Annotated in this window: 22 protein-coding genes; 13 read left to right on the plus strand and 9 right to left on the minus strand. The window is 60.6% G+C overall.

What is annotated here, in order from left to right; translation table 11 throughout:
• Positions 1 to 6: 6 nt before the first annotated feature.
• The 9 genes from NTD80_RS14355 (at position 7) to NTD80_RS14395 (ending at position 8,661) form a co-directional block, all read left to right on the plus strand.
• Complete coding sequence (locus tag NTD80_RS14355) at positions 7 to 831, plus strand: ABC transporter permease (RefSeq protein WP_017739612.1); 825 nt, start codon at positions 7 to 9, stop codon at positions 829 to 831.
• Between the two features lie 209 nt (positions 832 to 1,040).
• Entirely contained in the window at positions 1,041 to 2,189 is a 1,149-nt protein-coding gene (locus NTD80_RS14360) for an iron-containing alcohol dehydrogenase (protein WP_262134091.1), read from the plus strand.
• A gap of 84 nt (positions 2,190 to 2,273) precedes the next feature.
• Positions 2,274 to 2,948, plus strand: a complete 675-nt coding sequence (gene rpe, locus NTD80_RS14365; RefSeq protein WP_065904606.1) for a ribulose-phosphate 3-epimerase — start codon at positions 2,274 to 2,276, stop codon at positions 2,946 to 2,948.
• Positions 2,945 to 3,763: a phosphoglycolate phosphatase gene (locus NTD80_RS14370; protein ID WP_262134092.1), complete on the plus strand. Its 819-nt coding sequence runs from the start codon at positions 2,945 to 2,947 to the stop codon at positions 3,761 to 3,763. Before rpe ends, NTD80_RS14370 begins: the two co-directional genes overlap by 4 nt.
• Before the next feature lie 68 nt (positions 3,764 to 3,831).
• The gene (gene trpE / locus NTD80_RS14375) at positions 3,832 to 5,313 is read left to right on the plus strand and encodes an anthranilate synthase component I (protein ID WP_213552734.1); all 1,482 of its coding nucleotides are present in this window, start codon (positions 3,832 to 3,834) and stop codon (positions 5,311 to 5,313) included.
• 10 nt (positions 5,314 to 5,323) lie between these two features.
• Positions 5,324 to 5,917: an aminodeoxychorismate/anthranilate synthase component II gene (locus tag NTD80_RS14380; RefSeq protein WP_065904600.1), complete on the plus strand. Its 594-nt coding sequence runs from the start codon at positions 5,324 to 5,326 to the stop codon at positions 5,915 to 5,917.
• Positions 5,918 to 5,926: 9 nt separating this feature from the next.
• Entirely contained in the window at positions 5,927 to 6,976 is a 1,050-nt protein-coding gene (trpD, locus tag NTD80_RS14385; protein ID WP_065904599.1) for an anthranilate phosphoribosyltransferase, read from the plus strand.
• The gene (trpC, locus tag NTD80_RS14390) at positions 6,973 to 7,809 is read left to right on the plus strand and encodes an indole-3-glycerol phosphate synthase TrpC (protein WP_213552735.1); all 837 of its coding nucleotides are present in this window, start codon (positions 6,973 to 6,975) and stop codon (positions 7,807 to 7,809) included. Before trpD ends, trpC begins: the two co-directional genes overlap by 4 nt.
• Before the next feature lie 156 nt (positions 7,810 to 7,965).
• Positions 7,966 to 8,661 carry a biotin/lipoate A/B protein ligase family protein gene (locus NTD80_RS14395; protein ID WP_262134093.1) on the plus strand — a complete coding sequence of 232 codons (696 nt, stop codon included), beginning with the start codon at positions 7,966 to 7,968 and terminating at the stop codon, positions 8,659 to 8,661.
• On the opposite strand, the gene crp is transcribed toward NTD80_RS14395, so the two are convergent.
• The gene (gene crp / locus NTD80_RS14400) at positions 8,658 to 9,302 is read right to left on the minus strand and encodes a cAMP-activated global transcriptional regulator CRP (protein WP_065904593.1); all 645 of its coding nucleotides are present in this window, start codon (positions 9,300 to 9,302) and stop codon (positions 8,658 to 8,660) included. The two genes, NTD80_RS14395 and crp, sit on opposite strands and share 4 nt — an antisense overlap.
• A 248-nt stretch (positions 9,303 to 9,550) precedes the next feature.
• Here crp and NTD80_RS14405 point away from each other — a divergent pair, with 248 nt between their 5' ends.
• On the plus strand, positions 9,551 to 9,973 hold the full coding sequence (locus NTD80_RS14405) for an OsmC family protein (RefSeq protein WP_005792019.1): 423 nt from the start codon (positions 9,551 to 9,553) through the stop codon (positions 9,971 to 9,973).
• A gap of 72 nt (positions 9,974 to 10,045) precedes the next feature.
• Here the strand turns inward: NTD80_RS14405 and coq7 are convergent, their stop codons facing one another.
• The 6 genes from coq7 to hemJ form a co-directional block, all read right to left on the minus strand.
• Positions 10,046 to 10,693: a 2-polyprenyl-3-methyl-6-methoxy-1,4-benzoquinone monooxygenase gene (coq7, locus tag NTD80_RS14410; protein ID WP_262134094.1), complete on the minus strand. Its 648-nt coding sequence runs from the start codon at positions 10,691 to 10,693 to the stop codon at positions 10,046 to 10,048.
• 137 nt (positions 10,694 to 10,830) lie between these two features.
• Positions 10,831 to 11,169 carry a histidine triad nucleotide-binding protein gene (locus NTD80_RS14415; protein ID WP_010206940.1) on the minus strand — a complete coding sequence of 113 codons (339 nt, stop codon included), beginning with the start codon at positions 11,167 to 11,169 and terminating at the stop codon, positions 10,831 to 10,833.
• 46 nt (positions 11,170 to 11,215) lie between these two features.
• On the minus strand, positions 11,216 to 12,004 hold the full coding sequence (locus tag NTD80_RS14420; RefSeq protein ID WP_065904592.1) for an SDR family NAD(P)-dependent oxidoreductase: 789 nt from the start codon (positions 12,002 to 12,004) through the stop codon (positions 11,216 to 11,218).
• Between the two features lie 62 nt (positions 12,005 to 12,066).
• Positions 12,067 to 13,029 (minus strand): DUF805 domain-containing protein, encoded by a 963-nt coding sequence (locus NTD80_RS14425; protein WP_106802485.1) that lies wholly within the window; start codon positions 13,027 to 13,029, stop codon positions 12,067 to 12,069.
• 69 nt (positions 13,030 to 13,098) lie between these two features.
• Positions 13,099 to 14,061 (minus strand): NAD(P)H-dependent flavin oxidoreductase, encoded by a 963-nt coding sequence (locus tag NTD80_RS14430; protein WP_065904588.1) that lies wholly within the window; start codon positions 14,059 to 14,061, stop codon positions 13,099 to 13,101.
• 24 nt (positions 14,062 to 14,085) lie between these two features.
• Positions 14,086 to 14,514, minus strand: coding sequence for a protoporphyrinogen oxidase HemJ (hemJ, locus tag NTD80_RS14435; RefSeq protein WP_106802486.1), 429 nt, complete (start codon positions 14,512 to 14,514; stop codon positions 14,086 to 14,088).
• A 136-nt stretch (positions 14,515 to 14,650) separates the two neighbouring features.
• Here hemJ and argC point away from each other — a divergent pair, with 136 nt between their 5' ends.
• Together argC and erpA are read left to right on the plus strand one after the other, a co-directional pair.
• Entirely contained in the window at positions 14,651 to 15,685 is a 1,035-nt protein-coding gene (argC, locus tag NTD80_RS14440; protein WP_106802487.1) for an N-acetyl-gamma-glutamyl-phosphate reductase, read from the plus strand.
• A 146-nt stretch (positions 15,686 to 15,831) separates the two neighbouring features.
• Positions 15,832 to 16,182, plus strand: a complete 351-nt coding sequence (gene erpA, locus NTD80_RS14445) for an iron-sulfur cluster insertion protein ErpA (RefSeq protein WP_003176443.1) — start codon at positions 15,832 to 15,834, stop codon at positions 16,180 to 16,182.
• An 80-nt stretch (positions 16,183 to 16,262) separates the two neighbouring features.
• Here erpA and NTD80_RS14450 read toward each other — a convergent pair whose 3' ends face one another.
• Both NTD80_RS14450 and NTD80_RS14455 read right to left on the minus strand, forming a co-directional pair.
• Positions 16,263 to 17,354, minus strand: coding sequence for an anhydro-N-acetylmuramic acid kinase (locus NTD80_RS14450; protein ID WP_262134095.1), 1,092 nt, complete (start codon positions 17,352 to 17,354; stop codon positions 16,263 to 16,265).
• Positions 17,355 to 17,357: 3 nt separating this feature from the next.
• Positions 17,358 to 18,776 (minus strand): peptidoglycan DD-metalloendopeptidase family protein, encoded by a 1,419-nt coding sequence (locus tag NTD80_RS14455; protein WP_262134096.1) that lies wholly within the window; start codon positions 18,774 to 18,776, stop codon positions 17,358 to 17,360.
• Positions 18,777 to 18,985: 209 nt separating this feature from the next.
• On the opposite strand from NTD80_RS14455, the gene tyrS reads away from it, so the two are divergent.
• Complete coding sequence (tyrS, locus tag NTD80_RS14460) at positions 18,986 to 20,185, plus strand: tyrosine--tRNA ligase (RefSeq protein WP_065904579.1); 1,200 nt, start codon at positions 18,986 to 18,988, stop codon at positions 20,183 to 20,185.
• Positions 20,186 to 20,312: the final 127 nt, after the last annotated feature.

Raw genomic sequence — 20,312 nt, forward strand, 5'->3', positions numbered from 1 at the left:
CTTGCGATGCTGAGCCCTTATATGTCGCCCGTCGAGCGGGTGTGGTTCTACAGCTTGCGGATTCTCTGCGGCCTGATCCTGCTGTTCCTGATCCTGCCCGTGCTGGTGATCATCCCGCTGTCGTTCAACAGCGGCAGTTTCCTGGTGTACCCGCTGCAGGGTTTTTCGCTGCACTGGTACCAGGACTTCTTCGCCTCGGCCGAATGGATGCGTGCCTTGAAGAACAGCATCATCGTCGCCCCGGCGGCCACGGTGCTCGCCATGGTGTTCGGCACGCTGGCGGCGATTGGCCTGACGCGCGGGAATTTCCCCGGCAAAGCCTTGGTCATGGCCTTGGTGATTTCGCCGATGGTGGTACCGGTGGTGATCATTGGCGTGGCCAGTTACCTGTTCTTTGCGCCGCTGGGCCTGGGCAACAGCTTCTTCTCGCTGATTGTGGTGCACGCCGTGCTCGGCGTGCCGTTTGTCATCATCACCGTGTCGGCGACGTTGCAGGGGTTCAACCATAATCTGGTGCGGGCGGCTGCCAGCCTGGGCGCGTCGCCATTGACCGCGTTTCGCCGGGTGACCCTGCCGTTGATTGCACCGGGGGTGATCTCCGGCGCGCTGTTCGCTTTCGCCACGTCGTTCGATGAGGTGGTGGTGACGCTGTTCCTCGCCGGCCCCGAGCAAGCGACCCTGCCGCGCCAGATGTTCAGCGGCATCCGCGAGAACCTCAGCCCGACCATTGCTGCGGCAGCGACCTTGTTGATTGCCTTCTCGGTGTTGCTGTTGCTGACGCTGGAATGGCTGCGTGGCCGCAGCGAAAAACTGCGCACCGCGCAGGTCTAAACCCAAGCGGAGATCAAAATGTGGGAGCGGGCTTGCTCGCGAAAGCGGTGGATCAGTAAAAGGTCTGTTGACTGACACACCGCTTTCGCGAGCAAGCCCACACACATTGGTTTTGTGTTCATTCAGACCATTCAGTTGCTGAATGGCTGACAACCTATTTCCCTCAGCTACTCTAGTGCCAGCCCATTTCCGAATAAGAGGCCGCGCACATGAGTACTTCCTCATTCAAGATCGCCCACAAACTGCTGACCGGCGCTGGCGCCATCGAACAACTGGCTGCCGAACTCACACGCCTGGATGTGGACAACCCGCTGATCGTCACCGATGCCGCACTGGTCAAGTCCGGCACCGTGGCGCTGGCGCTCGAACACCTTGGTGAGCGCACTTACGAAATTTTCGACCGCGTACTGCCCGACCCGGAAATCGCCATCGTCGAGGACTGCATGCGCGTGTACCGCGAAGGCGGGCACGATGGCCTGATCGGCGTGGGCGGTGGCAGCGCCATCGACATCGCCAAGAGTGTCGCGGCCTATGCCGGTTATCACGGCGCGCTGGCGGATTTGTTCGGCGTCGACCAGGTGCCGCGCAAGGGCCCGCCGCTGATCGCGATCCCCACCACTGCCGGCACCGGCTCCGAGGTGACCAATGTGGCGATCCTCTCCGACAAGGTCGCGCAGTTGAAGAAAGGCATCGTCAGCGATTACCTGCTGCCGGATGTCGCGTTGATCAGCCCGCACATGACCTTGACCTGCCCGCGCAGTGTCACCGCGGCCAGTGGTGTGGATGCGCTGGTGCATGCCATCGAGTCCTATTTGTCGCTGAACGCCTCGCCGATCACCGATGCCCTGGCCATTGGCGCGATCAAGCTGATTGCCACGGCGCTGCCCAAGGCCTACGCCAACCCGGCCAACCTGCAGGCCCGCGATGACATGGCCACCGCGAGCCTGATGGCCGGCATGGCGTTCGGTAACGCCGGGGTCGGCGCGGTGCACGCATTGGCGTACCCGCTGGGCGGGCGCTTCAATATCGCCCACGGCGTGAGCAACGCCCTGTTGCTGCCGTATGTGATGCACTGGAACAAGCTGGCCTGTGTCGAGCGCATGCAGGACATTGCCCAGGCCATGGGCGTGAATGTGAGCGGGCTCAGCGTCAACGATGCGGCCGACCAGGCAGTCGAGGCGATGACACGCTTGTGCGCTGCCGTGGAGATCCCGGCAGGCCTGCGCAGCTTTGGCGTGCCCGAGGAGGCTATCGCGTCCATGGCCACCGAAGCGGCCGGTATCGAGCGCCTGATGCGCAACAATCCGCGCAAGCTCAGCGCGGCGGATATCGAGAAAATCTATCGGGCTGCGTACTAGCCGTTGAGCCAGGTCACGGTGCGCAGGGCAAAGCATGAGGTATACAATGCGCGCCATCGTGATTTAGCTCAAAAAAGGTGCGTCATGCAGCCCTTCGTCATTGCTCCATCGATTCTCTCCGCCGACTTCGCCCGCCTGGGTGAGGAAGTGGACAAAGTGTTGGCCGCCGGTGCCGACTTCGTGCACTTCGATGTCATGGACAACCACTACGTGCCCAACCTGACCATCGGCCCAATGGTCTGCGCGGCGCTGCGCAAGTACGGCGTCACCGCGCCGATCGACGCGCACCTGATGGTCAGCCCGGTGGACCGCATCGTCGGCGACTTCATCGAGGCCGGCGCCACCTACATCACGTTCCACCCGGAAGCCACGCTGCACGTCGACCGCACCCTGCAACTGATCCGCGAAGGCGGCTGCAAGGCGGGCCTGGTGTTTAACCCGGCGACCCCATTGAGCGTGCTTGAATACGTGATGGACAAGGTCGACATGGTCTTGCTGATGAGCGTCAACCCAGGCTTCGGCGGGCAGAAGTTCATCCCCGGCACCCTGAACAAACTGCGCGAAGCCCGCGCGCTGATCGATGCCTCGGGCCGCGATATCCGCCTGGAAATCGACGGCGGGGTCAACGTCAACAATATCCGTGAAATCGCAGCAGCAGGCGCCGATACCTTTGTGGCCGGCTCGGCGATCTTCAACGCCCCCGATTACCAGGAAGTCATCGACAAGATGCGTGCAGAACTGGCGCTGGCGCGTCCATGAGCGGCTTCGAGCAGCTGTTTCCCGGCAAGCTGCCACGGCTGGTGATGTTCGATCTGGACGGTACGTTGATCGATTCGGTGCCTGACCTGGCAGCGGCGGTGGACGAGATGCTGCTCAAGCTTGGGCGCAAGCCGGCGGGGATCGAATCGGTGCGCGAGTGGGTCGGCAACGGCGTGCAGCTGCTGGTGCGTCGGGCCTTGGCCAATCACATCGATGCCGAAGGCGTCGACGATGTCGAGGCCGAGCACGCCCTGGAACTGTTCAATGCCGCCTATGAAAGCGGCCACGAACTGACCGTGGTCTACCCCGGCGTGCGCGACACGCTCAAATGGCTGAGCAAGCAGGGCGTGGAAATGGCCCTGATCACCAACAAGCCGGAGCGTTTCGTCGCGCCGCTGTTGGACCAGATGAAAATCGGCCGGTATTTCCGCTGGATCATCGGTGGCGATACCTTGCCGCAGAAGAAGCCCGACCCGGCAGCGCTGTTTTTCGTGATGAAAATGGCCAATATCCCGGCCTCCCAGTCGTTGTTTGTCGGCGATTCGCGCAGTGATGTGCTGGCGGCAAAGGCCGCTGGCGTGCAGTGTGTGGCGCTCAGTTACGGCTACAACCATGGCCGGCCGATTGCCGAAGAGTCGCCGGCGCTGGTGATTGATGACCTGCGACTGTTAATCCCCGGTTGCTTGGGAGCGGGCGCTGAGATAACGTTGCCCGACATCGATCCGTCCCCTTCTGGAAATTCCATCGTGGTGGTCACTCGCAAACTCTGGATGAAAGTCATCAAGGCCCTGGCCCGCTGGCGTTGGCGCGCCTGACTGATCCTGGCCGCGCTGCGGCACGTTTGCATACCTGACTGTTAGACCCTCATGCCACGAGGCACATCATGACCCGCGAAGAATTCCTGCGTTTGGCCGCTGCCGGCTATAACCGCATTCCCCTGGCCTGCGAAACCCTGGCCGACTTCGATACGCCGCTGTCGATCTACCTGAAACTGGCCGACGAGCCCAACTCCTACCTGCTCGAATCGGTACAGGGTGGCGAGAAGTGGGGCCGTTACTCGATCATCGGCCTGCCGTGCCGCACCGTACTGCGGGTGCACGACCATCACGTGAGCATCACCCATGATGGCGTCGAGATCGAAAGCCATGACGTGGAAGACCCGCTGGCGTTCGTCGAAACCTTCAAGGCGCGCTACAACGTGCCGACCATCCCTGGCCTGCCGCGTTTCAACGGCGGCCTGGTGGGGTATTTCGGCTACGACTGCGTGCGCTACGTGGAAAAACGCCTGGGCAAATGCCCGAACCCGGATCCGCTGGGGGTGCCGGACATTCTGTTGATGGTCTCGGATGCGGTGGTGGTGTTCGACAACCTCGCCGGCAAGATGCACGCGATCGTGCTCGCCGACCCGTCCAAGGCCGACGCCTTCGAGCAGGGCCAGGCCAGCCTCGAAGCCCTGCTGGAGAAACTGCGCCAGCCGATCACCCCGCGTCGCGGCCTGGACCTCAGCCGTCCACCGGCAGCCGACCCGATTTTTCGTTCAAGCTTTACTCAGGATGACTACGAGCGCGCGGTCGATACGATCAAGGAATACATCCTCGCCGGTGACTGCATGCAAGTCGTGCCGTCGCAGCGCATGTCCATCGACTTCAAGGCTGCGCCGATCGACCTGTATCGCGCGCTGCGCTGCTTCAACCCGACGCCGTACATGTACTTCTTCAACTTTGGCGACTTCCACGTGGTGGGCAGTTCGCCGGAAGTGCTGGTGCGGGTCGAAGACAACCTGATCACCGTGCGCCCGATCGCCGGCACACGCCCGCGTGGCGCGACCGAAGAAGCCGACCTGGCGCTGGAAGAAGACCTGCTCAGTGACGACAAGGAAATCGCCGAGCACCTGATGCTGATCGACCTGGGCCGCAACGACACCGGGCGCGTGTCGGAAATCGGTTCGGTGAAACTCACCGAGAAGATGGTCATCGAGCGTTACTCGAATGTGATGCACATTGTTTCCAACGTCACCGGTGAGCTGAAAGCCGGCTTGACCGCGATGGACGCGCTGCGCGCGATTCTGCCGGCGGGCACCTTGTCGGGTGCGCCGAAGATCCGCGCGATGGAGATCATCGACGAGCTGGAACCGGTCAAGCGCGGTGTCTACGGCGGCGCCGTGGGTTATTTCGCCTGGAACGGCAACATGGACACCGCCATTGCGATCCGTACGGCGGTGATCAAGGACGGGGAACTGCACGTGCAGGCCGGCGGCGGGATCGTCGCCGACTCGGTGCCGGCCCTCGAATGGGAAGAAACCCTGAACAAGCGCCGCGCGATGTTCCGCGCCGTTGCGCTGGCTGAACAGACCCCCAATTCCTGAGGTTTCCCCCATGTTGCTGATGATTGATAACTACGACTCCTTTACCTACAACGTTGTGCAGTACCTGGGCGAGCTGGGTGCCGAGGTCAAGGTAGTGCGCAACGACGAACTGAGCGTGGCCGAGATCGCTGCCCTGAACCCGGAGCGTATCGTGGTTTCGCCGGGCCCGTGCACGCCGACCGAGGCGGGTATTTCCCTGGAAGCAATCCAATATTTCGCCGGCAAGCTGCCGATCCTGGGTGTGTGCCTGGGCCACCAGTCCATCGGCCAGGCCTTTGGCGGTGATGTGGTGCGCGCGCGCCAGGTGATGCACGGCAAGACCAGCCCGGTGTTCCATAATGATGTGGGCGTGTTTCACGGCCTCAACCTGCCGGTGACCGTGACCCGCTACCATTCGCTGGTGGTCAAGCGCGAGACCCTGCCGGAATGCCTGGAACTCACCGCCTGGACCCAACTGGAAGACGGTTCGGTCGACGAGATCATGGGCCTGCGCCACAAGACACTGAATATCGAAGGGGTGCAATTTCACCCCGAATCGATCCTGACCGAGCAGGGCTACGAGCTGTTCGCCAACTTTCTCAAGCAGAGCGGCGGCACGCGCTAAGGACTTTCCATGGATATCAAGACTGCCCTGAGCCGTATCGTCGGCCACCTGGACCTGAGCACCGCTGAAATGAGCGATGTGATGCGCGAGATCATGACCGGTCAATGCACCGACGCGCAGATCGGCGCGTTCATGATGGCCATGCGCATGAAGAGCGAGAGCATCGACGAGATCGTCGGCGCCGTGTCGGTCATGCGCGAGCTGGCGGACAAGGTTGAGCTCAAGACCCTCGATGGCGTGGTCGACGTGGTCGGCACCGGCGGCGACGGTGCGAATATTTTCAACGTGTCGACTGCGTCCTCCTTTGTGGTCGCGGCGGCGGGTTGCACCGTGGCCAAGCACGGCAACCGTGCGGTGTCCGGCAAGAGCGGCAGTGCCGACCTGCTGGAAGCGGCCGGCATCTACCTCAACCTGACCCCGGTACAAGTGGCGCGCTGCATCGACAACGTCGGCATCGGCTTCATGTTTGCCCAGTCCCACCATGGCGCGATGAAGCACGCCGCCGGTCCGCGCAAGGATCTCGGCCTGCGCACCCTGTTCAACATGCTCGGCCCGCTTACGAATCCGGCCGGTGTGAAGCACCAGGTGGTCGGCGTGTTCAGCCAGGCCCTTTGCCGGCCGCTGGCGGAAGTATTGCAACGCCTGGGCAGCAAGCATGTGCTGGTGGTGCATTCCAAGGACGGCCTGGACGAATTCAGCCTGGCAGCACCGACCTTCGTGGCGGAGTTGAAGGACGACCAGGTCACCGAATACTGGGTCGAGCCTGAAGACTTGGGCATGAAAAGCCAGAGCCTGCACGGCCTGGCGGTGGAAAGCCCGGCGGCCTCGCTGGAACTGATTCGCGATGCCCTCGGGCGTCGCAAGACCGAGAACGGTCAAAAAGCGGCGGAAATGATTGTTCTGAATGCTGGCGCGGCACTTTACGCAGCCGACCACGCCTATAGTCTTAAGGAAGGTGTCGCCTTGGCCCACGATGCGCTGCACACTGGTCTGGCTCGCGAGAAGCTCGAAGAACTGGGAGCATTCACCGCAGTATTCAAGATGGAGAATGAAGGATGAGTGTGCCGACCGTTCTGGAAAAGATCCTGGCCCGCAAGGCCGAAGAAGTCGCCGAGCGCCGTGCTCGCGTCAGCCTCGCCGAGCTGGAAAGCCAGGCGAAAATCGCTGACGCACCGCGTGGTTTTGCCAATGCGCTGATCAAGCAGGCCAAGGAAAAACAGCCTGCCGTCATTGCTGAAATCAAGAAGGCTTCGCCCAGCAAGGGTGTGATTCGCGAGATCTTCGTTCCTGAAGACATTGCCAAGAGCTACGAGAAGGGCGGGGCGACGTGCCTCTCCGTGCTCACCGATATCGATTACTTCCAAGGCAGCGACCTGTTCCTGCAGCAGGCTCGCGCGGCGTGCAAGTTGCCGGTGATCCGCAAGGATTTCATGGTCGACCCCTACCAGATCGTCGAAGCCCGCGCCTTGGGCGCCGACTGCGTGTTGCTGATCGTCTCCGCGCTGGATGATGTGAAGATGGCGGAGCTGGCGGCCGTGGCCAAGAGTGTCGGCCTGGATGTGCTGGTCGAAGTACACGACGGTGATGAGCTGGAACGTGCGCTGAAAACCCTCGACACCCCGCTGGTGGGCGTCAACAACCGTAATCTGCACACCTTCGAAGTCAGCCTGGAAAACACCCTCGACCTGCTGCCGCGGATTCCGCGCGACCGTCTGGTGATTACCGAGAGTGGCATCGTCAACCGTGCCGATGTGGAACTGATGGAAATCAGTGGGGTGTACTCGTTCCTGGTGGGCGAGACCTTCATGCGCGCCGAGAACCCGGGGGCGGAGTTGCAGCGCCTGTTCTTCCCGGAGCGTGGCGTGGCGGTGAGTGGTTCGACCCTCGACTGACTTTCAACGTCGGTAAGTGTGGGGGGCTGGCTTTTGTGGGAGCTGGCTTGCCTGCGATAGCGCACCTTGGTGATATAGATACACCGAGGTGCCTGCATCGCAGGCAAGCCAGCTCCCACATTTGATTCTGTGCTGATCCAGAGAGGTAGGTGTTCGATGACCAAGCCAATGTCGATGACTGTCCAAGCAGGTCTTGCCGCCGAGCAAGACCTCCTGGCGGCCGTTTGCGCGGGTGAGCAGGAATTCGGCCTATTGTTCTGGCAACCCAGCGACCAAGCCCTGGTAATGCCCCGCCGGTTGAGTCGGCTGCCGGCGTTCGAAACCGCCAGCCAGGTCTCGGCGGACGCCGGTTGGCCATTATTACTGCGCGAAACCGGCGGCGAGCCGGTGCCGCAGTCGAGTGCCACGGTGAATATTGCCCTGGTCTACGCACCCCCACGCAGCGAAGGCGACCAAGGCCGCATCGAAACCGGTTACCAGCGTTTATGCCAGCCGATCTGCGATCTGTTGATCGAGTTGGGCGGTGACGCCTCGGTCGGTGAAATCGACGGGGCGTTTTGTGATGGTCGCTATAACGTCAACCTCAACGGTCGCAAGATGGTCGGCACTGCCCAGCGCTGGCGGCAAGTCGGCGGTCGTCCGGTGGGGTTGGTGCACGGTGCGCTGTTGCTGGAAAACGACCGCGATGAGTTGATCGCGGCGGTCAATCGCTTCAACCAGGCGTGTGGCCTTGAGCAGCGGGTGCGTGCCGACAGCCATATCGCCCTGCACGAAGCCTTCGCCGCGCCGGACGCCATCAGCCGGCTCGACACGTTGTACCGTCGAATGTTGGCCAGCTTCCTGCCGGGTTAACGGGTACCGAACACCACCATCGTCTTGCCTTTGACGTGCACCAGGTTGCGCTCTTCGAGGTCCTTGAGCACCCGTCCGACCATCTCCCGTGAACAGCCGACAATGCGCCCGATTTCCTGGCGCGTGACTTTGATCTGCATGCCGTCGGGATGGGTCATGGCGTCGGGCTGCTTGCACAACTCCAACAGGCAGCGCGCCACGCGGCCGGTGACATCAAAGAATGCCAGGTCGCCGACCTTGCGCGTGGTGTCGCGCAGACGCTGGGCGATTTGACCGCTGAGGGCGTAGAGAATGTCGGGATCGTGCTGGGCCAGTTCGCGAAATTTGGCGTAACTGATCTCGGCCACTTCGCATTCGACCTTGGCGCGCACCCAGGCACTGCGCTCCTGCTCCTTGCCGGCCTGTTCAAACAGCCCCAGCTCCCCAAAGAAATCCCCGGTGTTCAGGTAGGCGATGATCATTTCACGGCCGTCTTCATCCTCGATCAGGATGGTGACCGAGCCTTTGATAATGAAGAACAGCGTTTCGGAACGCTCGCCGGCGCAGATGATGTTGTGCTTGGCCGGATAGCGCCGGCGCTGGCAGTGCATCAGCAGCTTGTCGAGATTCTTGATCTTGGGTATGGGAGTAAGAGCAACCATGGTTGTATCCCGAAAAGACTGCACGGTGTAGATGGATTTGTTTTTATACCAGCGGTATCGGCATTGATACACGCTGTACAAAGGATGGCAATGCGCCATTGAGTTGGCGCCAGCTTACCAGACACATTCTGTCTCGATTAGCCAAATTAGCCGGGAAACCCTGCTATTGATCGCTTTCATGGGAAACACTGCCGTGATCAGCCCCTGTGCTAAGCTGGCGACCCTTTTTTAGCAGTGGAGTCTGGGCGATGAAGGCACGCATCCAATGGGCGGGCGAAGCCATGTTCCTCGGTGAGTCGGGCAGTGGCCATGTGGTGGTCATGGACGGCCCGCCGGAAGCGGGTGGCCGTAACCTGGGCGTACGCCCGATGGAAATGCTCCTGCTGGGTGTAGGCGGTTGCAGCAATTTCGATGTGGTCAGTATCCTGAAGAAGTCCCGCCAGGCCGTGGAAAGCTGCGAAGCCTTCCTGGAAGCCGAGCGCGCCACTGAAGATCCCAAGGTGTTCACCAAGATCCACATGCACTTTGTGGTGAAGGGTCGGGCGCTGAAGGAAGCCCAGGTCAAGCGGGCCATCGAGCTGTCGGCAGAGAAGTACTGCTCGGCGTCGATCATGCTGGGCGCGGCCGGTGTGGCCATCACCCATGATTACGAAATCATCGAGCTGGGTTGATCGCACAATCTGCTGGCAAAAAGAAAGGGCGCTTTGAAAGCGCCCTTTTTTTGCGATTCAGGCTTGCTGCAGTCAGATCCGATACGTGCTTTTGGTCATGACCTTGGCCAGCACGCTCATGCCAAACCGCACTGGAGCCGGGAAGCGAAAGCCGCCGGCATCCAGCGCGCTTTCGGCGTGGTGCTCTTCGTCGATGCGCATTTGTTCGAGAATCGCCCGCGACTTTTCGTCTTCGGTCGGCAGTTGCTCAAGGTGCTCATCCAGGTGCTTGCACACCTGATGTTCGGTTGCTGCGACAAAACCCAGGCTGACCTTATCGCTGATCAGCCCTGCGGCGGCGCCGATGCCAAACGACAAGCCATAAAACAGCGGGTTCAGCACGCTGGGGTGGCTCCCCAACTGGCGGATGCGTTGCTCGCACCAGGCCAGGTGGTCGATTTCTTCCTCGGCCGCATGCTCCATGGCTGCACGCACCTGCGGCAGCTTGGCGGTCAAGGCCTGGCCTTGATACAGCGCCTGGGCACAGACTTCACCGGTATGGTTGATACGCATCAGGCCAGCGACATGGCGGGTATCGGTCTCACTCATCTGTGCATCGGGCTGCACGATGGCGGGCGACGGGCGATACGGTTGGCCGCTGAAAGGCAGCAGCGTGCGCATGGCCATGTCGGCTTGCAGCAACAGGCGATCAATCGGCGAGTAGTGACGTTGGGTAGTCATGCTGACCTCCGGGAAGAATCTCGGCGGCCAGTTTACCGCAAGAGAGGGGGAAGCGTTTGCGCTGAGTCAATTTGCCCTTGTGGCGAGGGAGCTTGCTGCCGTTCGGCTACGAAGCAGTCGCAAGCTCCAACGCGGAATCAGCCCGGCGGCCAGTTCATCTGGCGCTGACCCAGCACATGCATATGGATGTGATAAACGGTCTGTCCGCCTTTCGGGTTGCAGTTCATCACCACCCGGAAGCCTTCTTCGCAGCCTTGTTCCACCGCCAGGCGCTGGGCCGTGAACAGAATATGGCCAGCCAGGGCTTTGTCTTCCTCAGTCAGGTCGTTGAGGGTGGGAATATGTTTCTTCGGGATCACCAGGAAATGCACGGGGGCTGCCGGGTGGATGTCCTTGAAAGCAAGGACTTGATCATCTTCGTAGATGATATCCGCGGGTATTTCTCTGTTGATGATCTTGGTGAACAGAGTATCCACAGCTGTTTCTCCATTATGAAAGTGCAGGGTGAGTGTACTCAGGCAATCAGCGCGGGCAATAGGCCTTGTTGATGGCCCCGGCAATCTTGCGGGTGAGCCAGCGCGGGCTGAAACGCGGGCTGAAGGCGATCCAGCGGTTGCGTCGGCCGGGAATGATGATGGCTTTGTTCTTTTCCAGCGCACGCACGGTGTAAAGCGCCACTTCTTCCGGGCTCATCAGCTTGTCGCTGCCCTCGAGCTTGGCCGTGTCCATTTGCGCGGTGCCGTAGAACGCGGTACGCGTCGGGCCCGGGCAGAGCACCGAGACCTTGATGCCACAGGTCTTGAGTTCTTCACGCAGTCCTTCGGAGAAGTGCAGTACATAGGCCTTGCTGGCGTAATAGCTGCTCATCCACGGGCCGGGCTGGAACGCTGCGACCGAGGCAACGTTGAGGATCTGCCCGCCGCCATGCAGCGCCATGGCATTGCCAAGGGCGTGACACATGCGGGTCAGGGCCAGGATGTTGACTTCGATCAGATCCTGCTCGGTCATCCAGTCCTGGGCCAGGAATGGCCCGCTGGTGCCGATGCCGGCGCAGTTCACCAGCAAATCGATCTGCCGCTCGCCTTCTTCCAGCTCCAGCAGGAACCCGGACAAGCGCAGTGGCTCGCCCAGGTCGCAGGCGCGAAACAGCACTTCGACGCCAAAGCGTTGAGTCAATTCGATTGCAATGCTTTCCAACTGATCACGCTGGCGGGCCACCAGAATCAAGCTGCGGCCGCGACGGGCAAGGGCTTCGGCCAAGGCCAGGCCGATGCCGCTGGAGGCACCGGTGATCAGAGCGTAACGGGTCATGCCTTTCTCCATCGCAACGCCCCCGGCCTGTGACGGAGGCATCACAGGCGGCGGGCGTTTCTTTACTGTTCTGGAGAGTCTACAGGTTCGGCCGCTTCGTCAGCACTTTGCGCGTCGTCTTCCTCGACAGTGGCGGCTTGATCGGCGTCGTCATCGGAGGTGATGGAGCTGCTTTCGTAGCTGCTGTCCATGTTGGCTTCGAGCTGGTCCAGGTAACCGTTCATGCCCAGCGTGACGACGATGGCCAGCACCACCGGGATAAACGCCAGCCACAACGTGGCGAGGACTTTTACCGCCGTGGAGTTGCGCGGGGGCGGCGCGCCGTATTGGTTGGCGCCCGCATTACCTGGCAATACCAGCAGCAGGATCGGGAAGACGCTGTTCACCAGAGGTACAAGGTTGAGAAAGTACAGCCAGCCGGACCATCCCAGGTCGTGCAGGCGCTGCACACCGATTTGCACGCTGACCCACACCAGCGCAACGAACAATGCCAGGCCGAGCACCACGCCAATGAGGGTGCCCAATACTGGCGAGGCCGTGGCTACCGCGAAACTGACGGTGCTGATAATGCCGCCAGCCACCAGCAGTGCGAGAGTCAGTACCAGCGTCCAGGCCAGATACCGCAGACGGCCAATGCGCCCGTGGATGGTAAAGACCTTGAGGGTGGCGTATTCCGGCAGGTCATCGCCCACGGTGGCGCGTGGCGGGGCGTAAGGTGAGGCCGCCGGGCGCGAGTAATCGGTGTTGGACGACTCCGTCTCGTGGGTTTCGGCGAGGCTGAAGGCCACTGGTTGTTCGGGTTCGATGCGCGCATCCACCCCGGCGTTTTTCAGCGCAGTGAGGTAGGTTTCGGCATCCGGACGGGATAGATCGCGTTTGAGTGCAACCGGGCGGCCAGTGAAGAGTTTCTCGATGGCTTCGACTTCACTCTTGAACAGCTCGGCCAGGTTCAGTTTGGCCGTGGTGCTTTCGACACCCGGGAGCAAGGCTCCATCAAACACAATCTTGAAACGGTTGTCGCTCATGCGGGCTTCCTTGTCACTTGTTCAGGGAGGTGGTGCAGGCTTGCCGGATCGGCAGGCCTTGCGATGGGTTCAGCGTGGCCAGCGCAGTTGTGCCGCCTGCTCGCGCGCCTTGCGGTATTCGGCATCCAGGCGGGCAACGAGTTCATCGACGCTGGGCAAATCGTCAATCTCGCCGACACCCTGGCCGGCAGACCATACCGTCTTCCAGGCTTTCGCTTCGTCGCTCAACGGCTTGAGCTTGGAGCCGAAGTTGACTTCGCCCTTGCCTTGCAGCGCAGCCAGGTCGAAACCGGCGTTTTCCAGGCTCTGGCGCATGAAGCTGGCAGGCACGCCGGAGACAGCGGGAGTGTGCACGATGTCGGCGGCGCGCGATGTGAGCAGCATCTCTTTATAGGCATCCGGGGCGTGGCTTTCGGTGGTGCCGATAAAGCGCGTGCCGAAATACGCCAGGTCTGCGCCCAGCAACTGGGCCGCGAGGATTTCATGTCCATGGTTGAGGCAGCCGGCCAGCAGCAGGGTCTTGTCGAAGAACTGGCGAATCTCGGCGATCAGTGCGAATGGGCTCCAGGTGCCTGCATGACCACCGGCTCCGGCGGCTACGGCAATCAAGCCATCCACGCCGGCTTCAGCGGCCTTTTCGGCATGGCGCCGGGTCGTGACATCGTGGAACACCAATCCGCCGTAGCTGTGGACGGCATCCACCAGCTCCTTCACTGCACCGAGGCTGGTGATGACGATGGGCACCTTGTGCTCGACGCAGATCGCCAGGTCAGCCTCAAGCCGTGGATTGCTGTTATGCACGATCAGGTTGACGGCATACGGCGCGGGATTGTCCAACTGCGCCAGGCCCGCTTCGATTTCCTCCAGCCAAGCCTTGAAGCCGCTGCTCTCGCGCTGATTGAGCGCCGGAAAGCTGCCGACCACGCCGTTGCGACAGCACGCCAGGACCAGTTGCGGGTTGGAAATCAGAAACATCGGCGCAGCGACGACCGGCAGGCGCAGACGTTGTTCAAGCAAAGCGGGCAGCGACATTGGAGGTACCCCGAGTAATTGAAATTAGAACGGTTTGACCACGACCAAAATTACGATAGCCAGCAATATCAGAACGGGCACTTCATTGAACCAGCGATAAAAGACATGGCTGCGGGTGTTTTCGCCACGGGCGAAGCGTTTTACCTGCGCGCCGCACATGTGGTGGTAGCCGATCAGCAACACCACCAGGGTGAGCTTGGCGTGGATCCAGGCGCCGGATTTAAAGATCGCAGGGTTGAGCGCAATCAGCCAGATGCCGAATACCAGGCTGGCGACCATCGCCGGGCCCATGATGCCGCGGTAGAGCTTGCGCTCCATGATGCTGAAGCGTTCCTTGCTGACGGTGTCTTCGCTTTGGGCGTGGTAGACAAACAGGCGTGGCAGGTAGAACAACCCGGCAAACCAGCAGACGATGCTGACGATGTGGAAGGCTTTGATCCATAGATAGAGCATTTCTAGTTATTCCCAGGTTCACGGTAACTGAAGATAGTAGTGGCTCATGCGCCCGTACGTCACGTTGACGGTTGTCGCAGGACGATACGGCCCCTATTATCGACGGCTTTCCAGTGGGTTCGTTGAGGGCAGGTTTATGGTCAAGGTCGGTATCGTCGGCGGCACGGGTTACACCGGTGTCGAATTGCTGCGTCTGTTGGCTCAGCATCCGCAAGCTGAGGTGGTGGTCATCACTTCCCGATCCGAGGCCGGACTGGCCGTGGCCGATATGTACCCGAACCTGCGTGGCCACTATGACGGCCTGGCGTTCAGCGTCCCGGACATCAAGACACTGGGCGCCTGCGATGTGGTGTTCTTCGCCACTCCTCACGGTGTTGCTCACGCGTTGGCTGGCGAACTGCTGGCTGCGGGCACCAAGGTGATCGACTTGTCGGCGGACTTTCGCCTGCAGGACGCCGATGAGTGGGCCAAGTGGTACGGCCAGCCCCACGGTGCGCCGCAATTGCTGGAAGAAGCGGTCTACGGCCTGCCGGAAGTCAATCGTGAGCAGATCAAGCAAGCGCGCCTGATCGCGGTGCCGGGTTGCTATCCGACCGCCACGCAGTTGGGTTTTCTGCCATTGCTGGAAGCGGGCCTGGCGGATGCTTCGCGCCTGATCGCGGACTGCAAGTCGGGTGTGAGTGGCGCCGGTCGTGGTGCGGCTGTGGGTTCGCTGTACTCCGAGACGTCCGAAAGCATGAAGGCGTACGCGGTAAAAGGGCATCGCCATCTGCCGGAAATCCGCCAAGGGCTGCGCCGCGCCGCAGGTAAGGAGGTGGGCCTGACTTTCGTGCCGCATCTGACGCCGATGATCCGTGGCATCCACTCCACACTGTACGCAACCGTGGTCGATCGGTCGGTGGATCTGCAGGCATTGTTTGAAAAGCGCTACGCCAATGAACCGTTCGTCGACGTAATGCCAGCCGGCAGCCACCCGGAAACCCGCAGCGTGCGCGGCGCCAACGTGTGCCGGATTGCCGTGCATCGTCCTCAGGATGGCGACCTGGTCGTGGTGCTGTCGGTGATCGACAACTTGGTCAAGGGTGCGTCGGGCCAGGCGGTGCAGAACATGAACATCCTGTTTGGCCTGGATGAGAAGCTGGGCTTGTCCCACGCGGGCATGCTGCCTTAAAAACAGCTTCAAGGTGTAGGTGGCAAGCTTGAAGCTCATGGCTTGAAGCTTGCCACTGCTCCCATAATAGTTGACCGCTTTTCTAGGAGAAGCGGATAATGCCGGCCATTACGCATATGGCGGCGCTACGCCGGGAGATTATCAGCATGAGCGTTGAATCCTTCACCCCCACGGCTTTGCAATTCACCCACGGTGCTGCGCACAAGGTGAAGAGCCTGGTCGATGAAGAGGGTAATGATCGCTTGAAGCTGCGCGTATTCGTTACGGGCGGCGGTTGTTCAGGGTTTCAGTACGGTTTTACCTTCGATGAAGATGTGGCCGATGACGACACCATCGTCGAGCGCGAGGGCGTGAGCCTGGTCGTGGATCCGATGAGCTTCCAATACCTGGCAGGTGCCGAGGTGGATTACCAGGAAGGTCTGGAGGGGTCGCGTTTCGTGATCAAGAACCCTAACGCTACCACTACCTGTGGTTGCGGGTCTTCGTTCTCGATCTGATCGACGTCCTGGTCTGCAACGGATACAAAAACGCCGCTTGGCTTTGATCGGCCAAGCGGCGTTTTGCTGTCTGGGTATTGTTACGCGGGGTAAATGGCACCCAGTACCCGCAGTCCGCGTGCACCGGTGACGCTCGGGCGGTTGGCGGCAATGCCTGCCAGGCAGCAATGGGCCAGCCAGGCGAAGGCCATCGCTTCGACCCAGTCGGGGTCTACACCGTAAGTGGCAGTACTGCTGACCTGGGTCGCAGGGAGCAGGGCGGCCAGCCGCTTTATCAGTGTGCCATTGTGGGCGCCGCCGCCACAGACCAGCAGGGTCTCTGTCTGGGCCTGTGCAGCCTGCAAGGACTCCACGATGGTCTGGGCCGTCAGTTCCAGCAGGGTAGCCTGGACATTTTGGGGCTCGAACACGGGCAAGCGTGCGAGGTGTCGTTGCAGCCACTCGAGGTTGAACACTTCGCGCCCGGTGCTTTTCGGGCCTTGGGTCTGGAAGAAGGGATCGGCCAGCAGCACGTTGAGCAACTGGGGTTCTACCTTGCCGCTGGCAGACCACTGGCCGCCGCGATCAAAGTGTTCGCCGCGCTGCAGGTGAATCCAGGCGTCCAACAAGACGTTGCCCGGGCCGCAGTCGAAACCGGCGACAGGCTTGCCGGTCTCGATCAGGCTGAGATTGCTGAAGCCTCCCACATTCAATACGGCACGGTTGCCGGTGCGTTCACCAAACAATGCCTCATGAAACGCGGGCACCAATGGCGCGCCCTGGCCGCCGGCAGCCACATCGCGGCTGCGAAAGTCACTGACAACCGTGATGCCTGTCAGCTCTGTGAGTAGAGCAGGGTTGCCAATCTGCACCGTAAAACCCCGAGCGGGTTCGTGGCGGATGGTCTGGCCATGGCTGCCAATCGCGCGGATGTCCTGGGGCTTGAGGTTTTGCTGCTCGAGCAAGGCGTGGATGCCTTGCGCGGCGAGTTCCACCCAGTGCTGCTGGGCGATGGCTGAGCGCGCTATCTCATCCGGGCCGCTGGCGCAAAGACCCAGCAGCTCGGTGCGCAGGGCGCTGGGCATGGGGATGTAGTGCGTGGCGATCAGTTTGATCGCCGGGTCTTGTTCGATCAGGGCTATGTCCAGGCCATCAAGGCTGGTCCCGGACATCACACCTATATAGCGTGGCATGGCTTAGCGCTTCGCCGAGGCGAGCAGGGTGGAGCGCTCCTGGTCCATGCGCGCCATCAGCGGCTGGCTTTGTTGCAGGAAGCGTGCGCGCTCGGCCTTGGCGATCGGGTCGGCCATTGGCAGTTTCTGGCCCAGTGGATCGACGTGCACGCCATTTACCTGGAACTCGTAGTGCAAGTGCGGGCCGGTCGACAGGCCGGTGGTGCCGATGTAGCCGATCACCTGGCCTTGCTTGACATTGCTGCCGGTCGACACGCCCTTGGCGAAGCCCTGCATGTGGCCATACAGCGTGCGGTAGGTATTGCCGTGCTGGATGATCACGGTATTGCCGTAACCGCCGCGACGTCCGGCCAGCAGCACCTTGCCGTCACCGGCTGCCTTGATAGGCGTGCCGCGCGGGGCTGCATAGTCCACGCCCTTGTGAGCGCGAATTTTGTTCAGAATTGGATGCTTGCGACCCATGGAGAAACGCGAGCTAATACGAGCGAAGTCTACCGGGGTGCGGATGAAGGCCTTGCGCATGCTATTGCCATCGGCGGTGTAGTAGCTGCTGTTGCCTTGCTTGTTGGTGTAGCGCACTGCGGTGTAGGTCTTGCCGCGGTTGGTGAAGCGCGCGGAGAGAATATTGCCGGTACCGACCACTTTGCCGTTGGCGACTTTCTGCTCGTAGATCACGTCGAATTCGTCGCCCTGGCGGATGTCCTGAGCGAAGTCGATGTCGTAGCCAAACACGCTGGCCATGTCCATGGTCATGCTATGGGACAAGCCGGCGCGCGCGGCGGATTGTGACAGCGAACTGTTGATCACGCCGTGGACGTAGGCGGAGCGCATCACCGGCTTGGTGGTAATGCGGTTGAAGGCGAAGCCTTTGGCGCCCTTGGTCAGGGTGATGCTTTCAAGGTCGCTGACATTGCTGTGCAGGTTGTTCAGCTGGCCATCGGGAGTGAATTCAAATTCAAGCTTTTGGCCATGTTTGAGCTGGGTGAATTGCTTGGCTTGTTTGTCGCTGGCCAGTACCTCGTTAACGGTAGTGGCAGGGAGGCCGACTTTACCGAACAGGGTCGACAGGGTGTCGCCCTTGGCCACGATCACTTCGCGGTGCAGAGGGTTCTTGGCCGCGTCGGCAGTCGGTACAGGCTGGTCCTGGGTTGCCTGCTGGGTGTCTTCGGGGCTGCTTTCTATCTGTGCGAACGGCGATTCGGTTGGCGCATTTGTGGCTTGTTGTGCGTCGGAAGCGTCTTGATCTTGTGTGAGTTGTTCAACCGGGCTTTCCAGGTCAAGGCTCAGGGATGTTCGTTTGGCTTCTACGTCACTGGAAGGGAATACCAGGAGTGCCAGGCTGAGAAGGGCGGCGATACCACTTGCTGCGAGCAGGTGGGTCTTCGGGTAAAGCGGCGGCGCTTTAGACGGTTCTGTGGTCATAAGTAATTTTGACTTTGAAGATGAAATGGAAAAGATGAATGACATGATGAAGATGAAATAACTGTATAAAATATAACCAAATCATCTGTGGCGCAAGCTCGCGAACGCTGGGCTTGCTGAACGGTGTCCGTGCGCAGGGCAAAACTTGTAATTAGTCCCTGATCTTGTATGGTTGGTTCCCTTTTGAATCTGAGCCTTGCGGGTCTGTTATGAAGTCGGTTGAAGAGCAGCTAGCGCTGATAAAACGTGGTGCGGAAGAACTGTTGGTCGAGGCCGAGCTGATCGAAAAGCTCAAGCGTGGCCAACCCCTGCGTATCAAGGCTGGCTTTGATCCGACGGCGCCGGATCTGCACCTGGGTCATACCGTGCTTATTAATAAGCTGCGCCAGTTCCAGGAGCTGGGGCACCAGGTCATCTTCCTTATAGGTGACTTCACCGGGATGATCGGTGATCCGAGCGGCAAGAGTGCAACGCGTCCGCCGCTGACGCGCGAGCAGGTTCTCGATAATGCCGAGACCTACAAGACTCAGGTGTTCAAGATTCTCGATCCGGCGAAAACCGAGGTGGCGTTCAACTCCACCTGGATGGATCAGATGGGGCCGGCGGATTTCATTCGCCTAACCTCCCAGTACACTGTGGCGCGCATGCTTGAGCGCGATGACTTCGACAAGCGTTACTCGACAAATCAGCCGATCGCCATTCATGAGTTCCTTTATCCGCTGGTTCAGGGCTATGACTCGGTAGCGTTGCGTGCCGACGTTGAGTTGGGCGGCACTGACCAGAAGTTCAACCTGTTGATGGGGCGTGAGCTGCAGCGTGCTTATGGGCAGGAGGCTCAGTGCATTCTGACCATGCCGTTGCTGGAAGGGCTGGATGGCGTCAAGAAGATGTCCAAATCCCTGGGCAACTATGTCGGCATTCAGGAAGCGCCGGGCGTGATGTACGGCAAGCTGGTTTCCATTCCCGACGCGCTGATGTGGCGCTACTTTGAGCTGTTGAGCTTCCGCTCCATGGATGAGATCAATGCCCTGCGCGCCGATGTCGAGGCGGGCGCCAATCCGCGTGACGTCAAGATCAAGCTGGCTGAAGAGATCGTTGCGCGCTTCCATGGTGAAGAGGCTGCGGCCAGTGCGCATCGCGCGGCGGGCAATCGCATGAAGGATGGCGAGCTGCCGGATGATCTGCCGGAGATTGAGCTGTCTGCCGCTGAGGCGATGCCGATTGCTGCCGTGCTTAATAAGGCAGGCCTGGTCAAGAACTCGGCGGTTGCGCGTGACCTCCTGGGCTCCGGTGGTGTGCGTATAGATGGTGAGGTTGTCGATCGCACCTTTATATACGCGCTGGGCGCTACCCACGTCTGCCAGGCCGGGAAGAAGGCATTTGCGCGTATTACGCTCAAATCCGAATAAACCTGAAATTAAGTGTTGACGGCGAATTATATCTGTCTATAATTCGCCCCACTTCCGGCGCAGTCGAAACGGAAAACTCATTGGTAAACAAAGAGTTACGCGAGATTCGACAGCGACTTGCTTCAGT

The sequence above is a fragment of the Pseudomonas sp. 13B_2.1_Bac1 genome (assembly GCF_025466155.1).
Classification (GTDB): domain Bacteria; phylum Pseudomonadota; class Gammaproteobacteria; order Pseudomonadales; family Pseudomonadaceae; genus Aquipseudomonas; species Aquipseudomonas aylmerensis.

Excerpts from the sequence above, each read along its gene's own strand:
- NTD80_RS14355 (WP_017739612.1), top strand. The coding sequence starts at position 7 with ATGCTGAGCCCTTATATGTCGCCCGTCGAGCGGGTGTGGTTCTACAGC.
- crp (WP_065904593.1), bottom strand. The coding sequence starts at position 9,302 with ATGGTTGCTCTTACTCCCATACCCAAGATCAAGAATCTCGACAAGCTG.
- trpC (WP_213552735.1), top strand. The coding sequence starts at position 6,973 with ATGAGTGTGCCGACCGTTCTGGAAAAGATCCTGGCCCGCAAGGCCGAA.
- NTD80_RS14380 (WP_065904600.1), top strand. The coding sequence starts at position 5,324 with ATGTTGCTGATGATTGATAACTACGACTCCTTTACCTACAACGTTGTG.
- erpA (WP_003176443.1), top strand. The coding sequence starts at position 15,832 with ATGAGCGTTGAATCCTTCACCCCCACGGCTTTGCAATTCACCCACGGT.
- NTD80_RS14420 (WP_065904592.1), bottom strand. The coding sequence starts at position 12,004 with ATGACCCGTTACGCTCTGATCACCGGTGCCTCCAGCGGCATCGGCCTG.
- argC (WP_106802487.1), top strand. The coding sequence starts at position 14,651 with ATGGTCAAGGTCGGTATCGTCGGCGGCACGGGTTACACCGGTGTCGAA.
- NTD80_RS14370 (WP_262134092.1), top strand. The coding sequence starts at position 2,945 with ATGAGCGGCTTCGAGCAGCTGTTTCCCGGCAAGCTGCCACGGCTGGTG.
- NTD80_RS14425 (WP_106802485.1), bottom strand. The coding sequence starts at position 13,029 with ATGAGCGACAACCGTTTCAAGATTGTGTTTGATGGAGCCTTGCTCCCG.
- NTD80_RS14455 (WP_262134096.1), bottom strand. The coding sequence starts at position 18,776 with ATGACCACAGAACCGTCTAAAGCGCCGCCGCTTTACCCGAAGACCCAC.
- trpD (WP_065904599.1), top strand. The coding sequence starts at position 5,927 with ATGGATATCAAGACTGCCCTGAGCCGTATCGTCGGCCACCTGGACCTG.
- NTD80_RS14405 (WP_005792019.1), top strand. The coding sequence starts at position 9,551 with ATGAAGGCACGCATCCAATGGGCGGGCGAAGCCATGTTCCTCGGTGAG.
- NTD80_RS14395 (WP_262134093.1), top strand. The coding sequence starts at position 7,966 with ATGACCAAGCCAATGTCGATGACTGTCCAAGCAGGTCTTGCCGCCGAG.
- NTD80_RS14360 (WP_262134091.1), top strand. The coding sequence starts at position 1,041 with ATGAGTACTTCCTCATTCAAGATCGCCCACAAACTGCTGACCGGCGCT.
- tyrS (WP_065904579.1), top strand. The coding sequence starts at position 18,986 with ATGAAGTCGGTTGAAGAGCAGCTAGCGCTGATAAAACGTGGTGCGGAA.
- rpe (WP_065904606.1), top strand. The coding sequence starts at position 2,274 with ATGCAGCCCTTCGTCATTGCTCCATCGATTCTCTCCGCCGACTTCGCC.
- NTD80_RS14430 (WP_065904588.1), bottom strand. The coding sequence starts at position 14,061 with ATGTCGCTGCCCGCTTTGCTTGAACAACGTCTGCGCCTGCCGGTCGTC.
- coq7 (WP_262134094.1), bottom strand. The coding sequence starts at position 10,693 with ATGACTACCCAACGTCACTACTCGCCGATTGATCGCCTGTTGCTGCAA.
- NTD80_RS14450 (WP_262134095.1), bottom strand. The coding sequence starts at position 17,354 with ATGCCACGCTATATAGGTGTGATGTCCGGGACCAGCCTTGATGGCCTG.
- trpE (WP_213552734.1), top strand. The coding sequence starts at position 3,832 with ATGACCCGCGAAGAATTCCTGCGTTTGGCCGCTGCCGGCTATAACCGC.
- hemJ (WP_106802486.1), bottom strand. The coding sequence starts at position 14,514 with ATGCTCTATCTATGGATCAAAGCCTTCCACATCGTCAGCATCGTCTGC.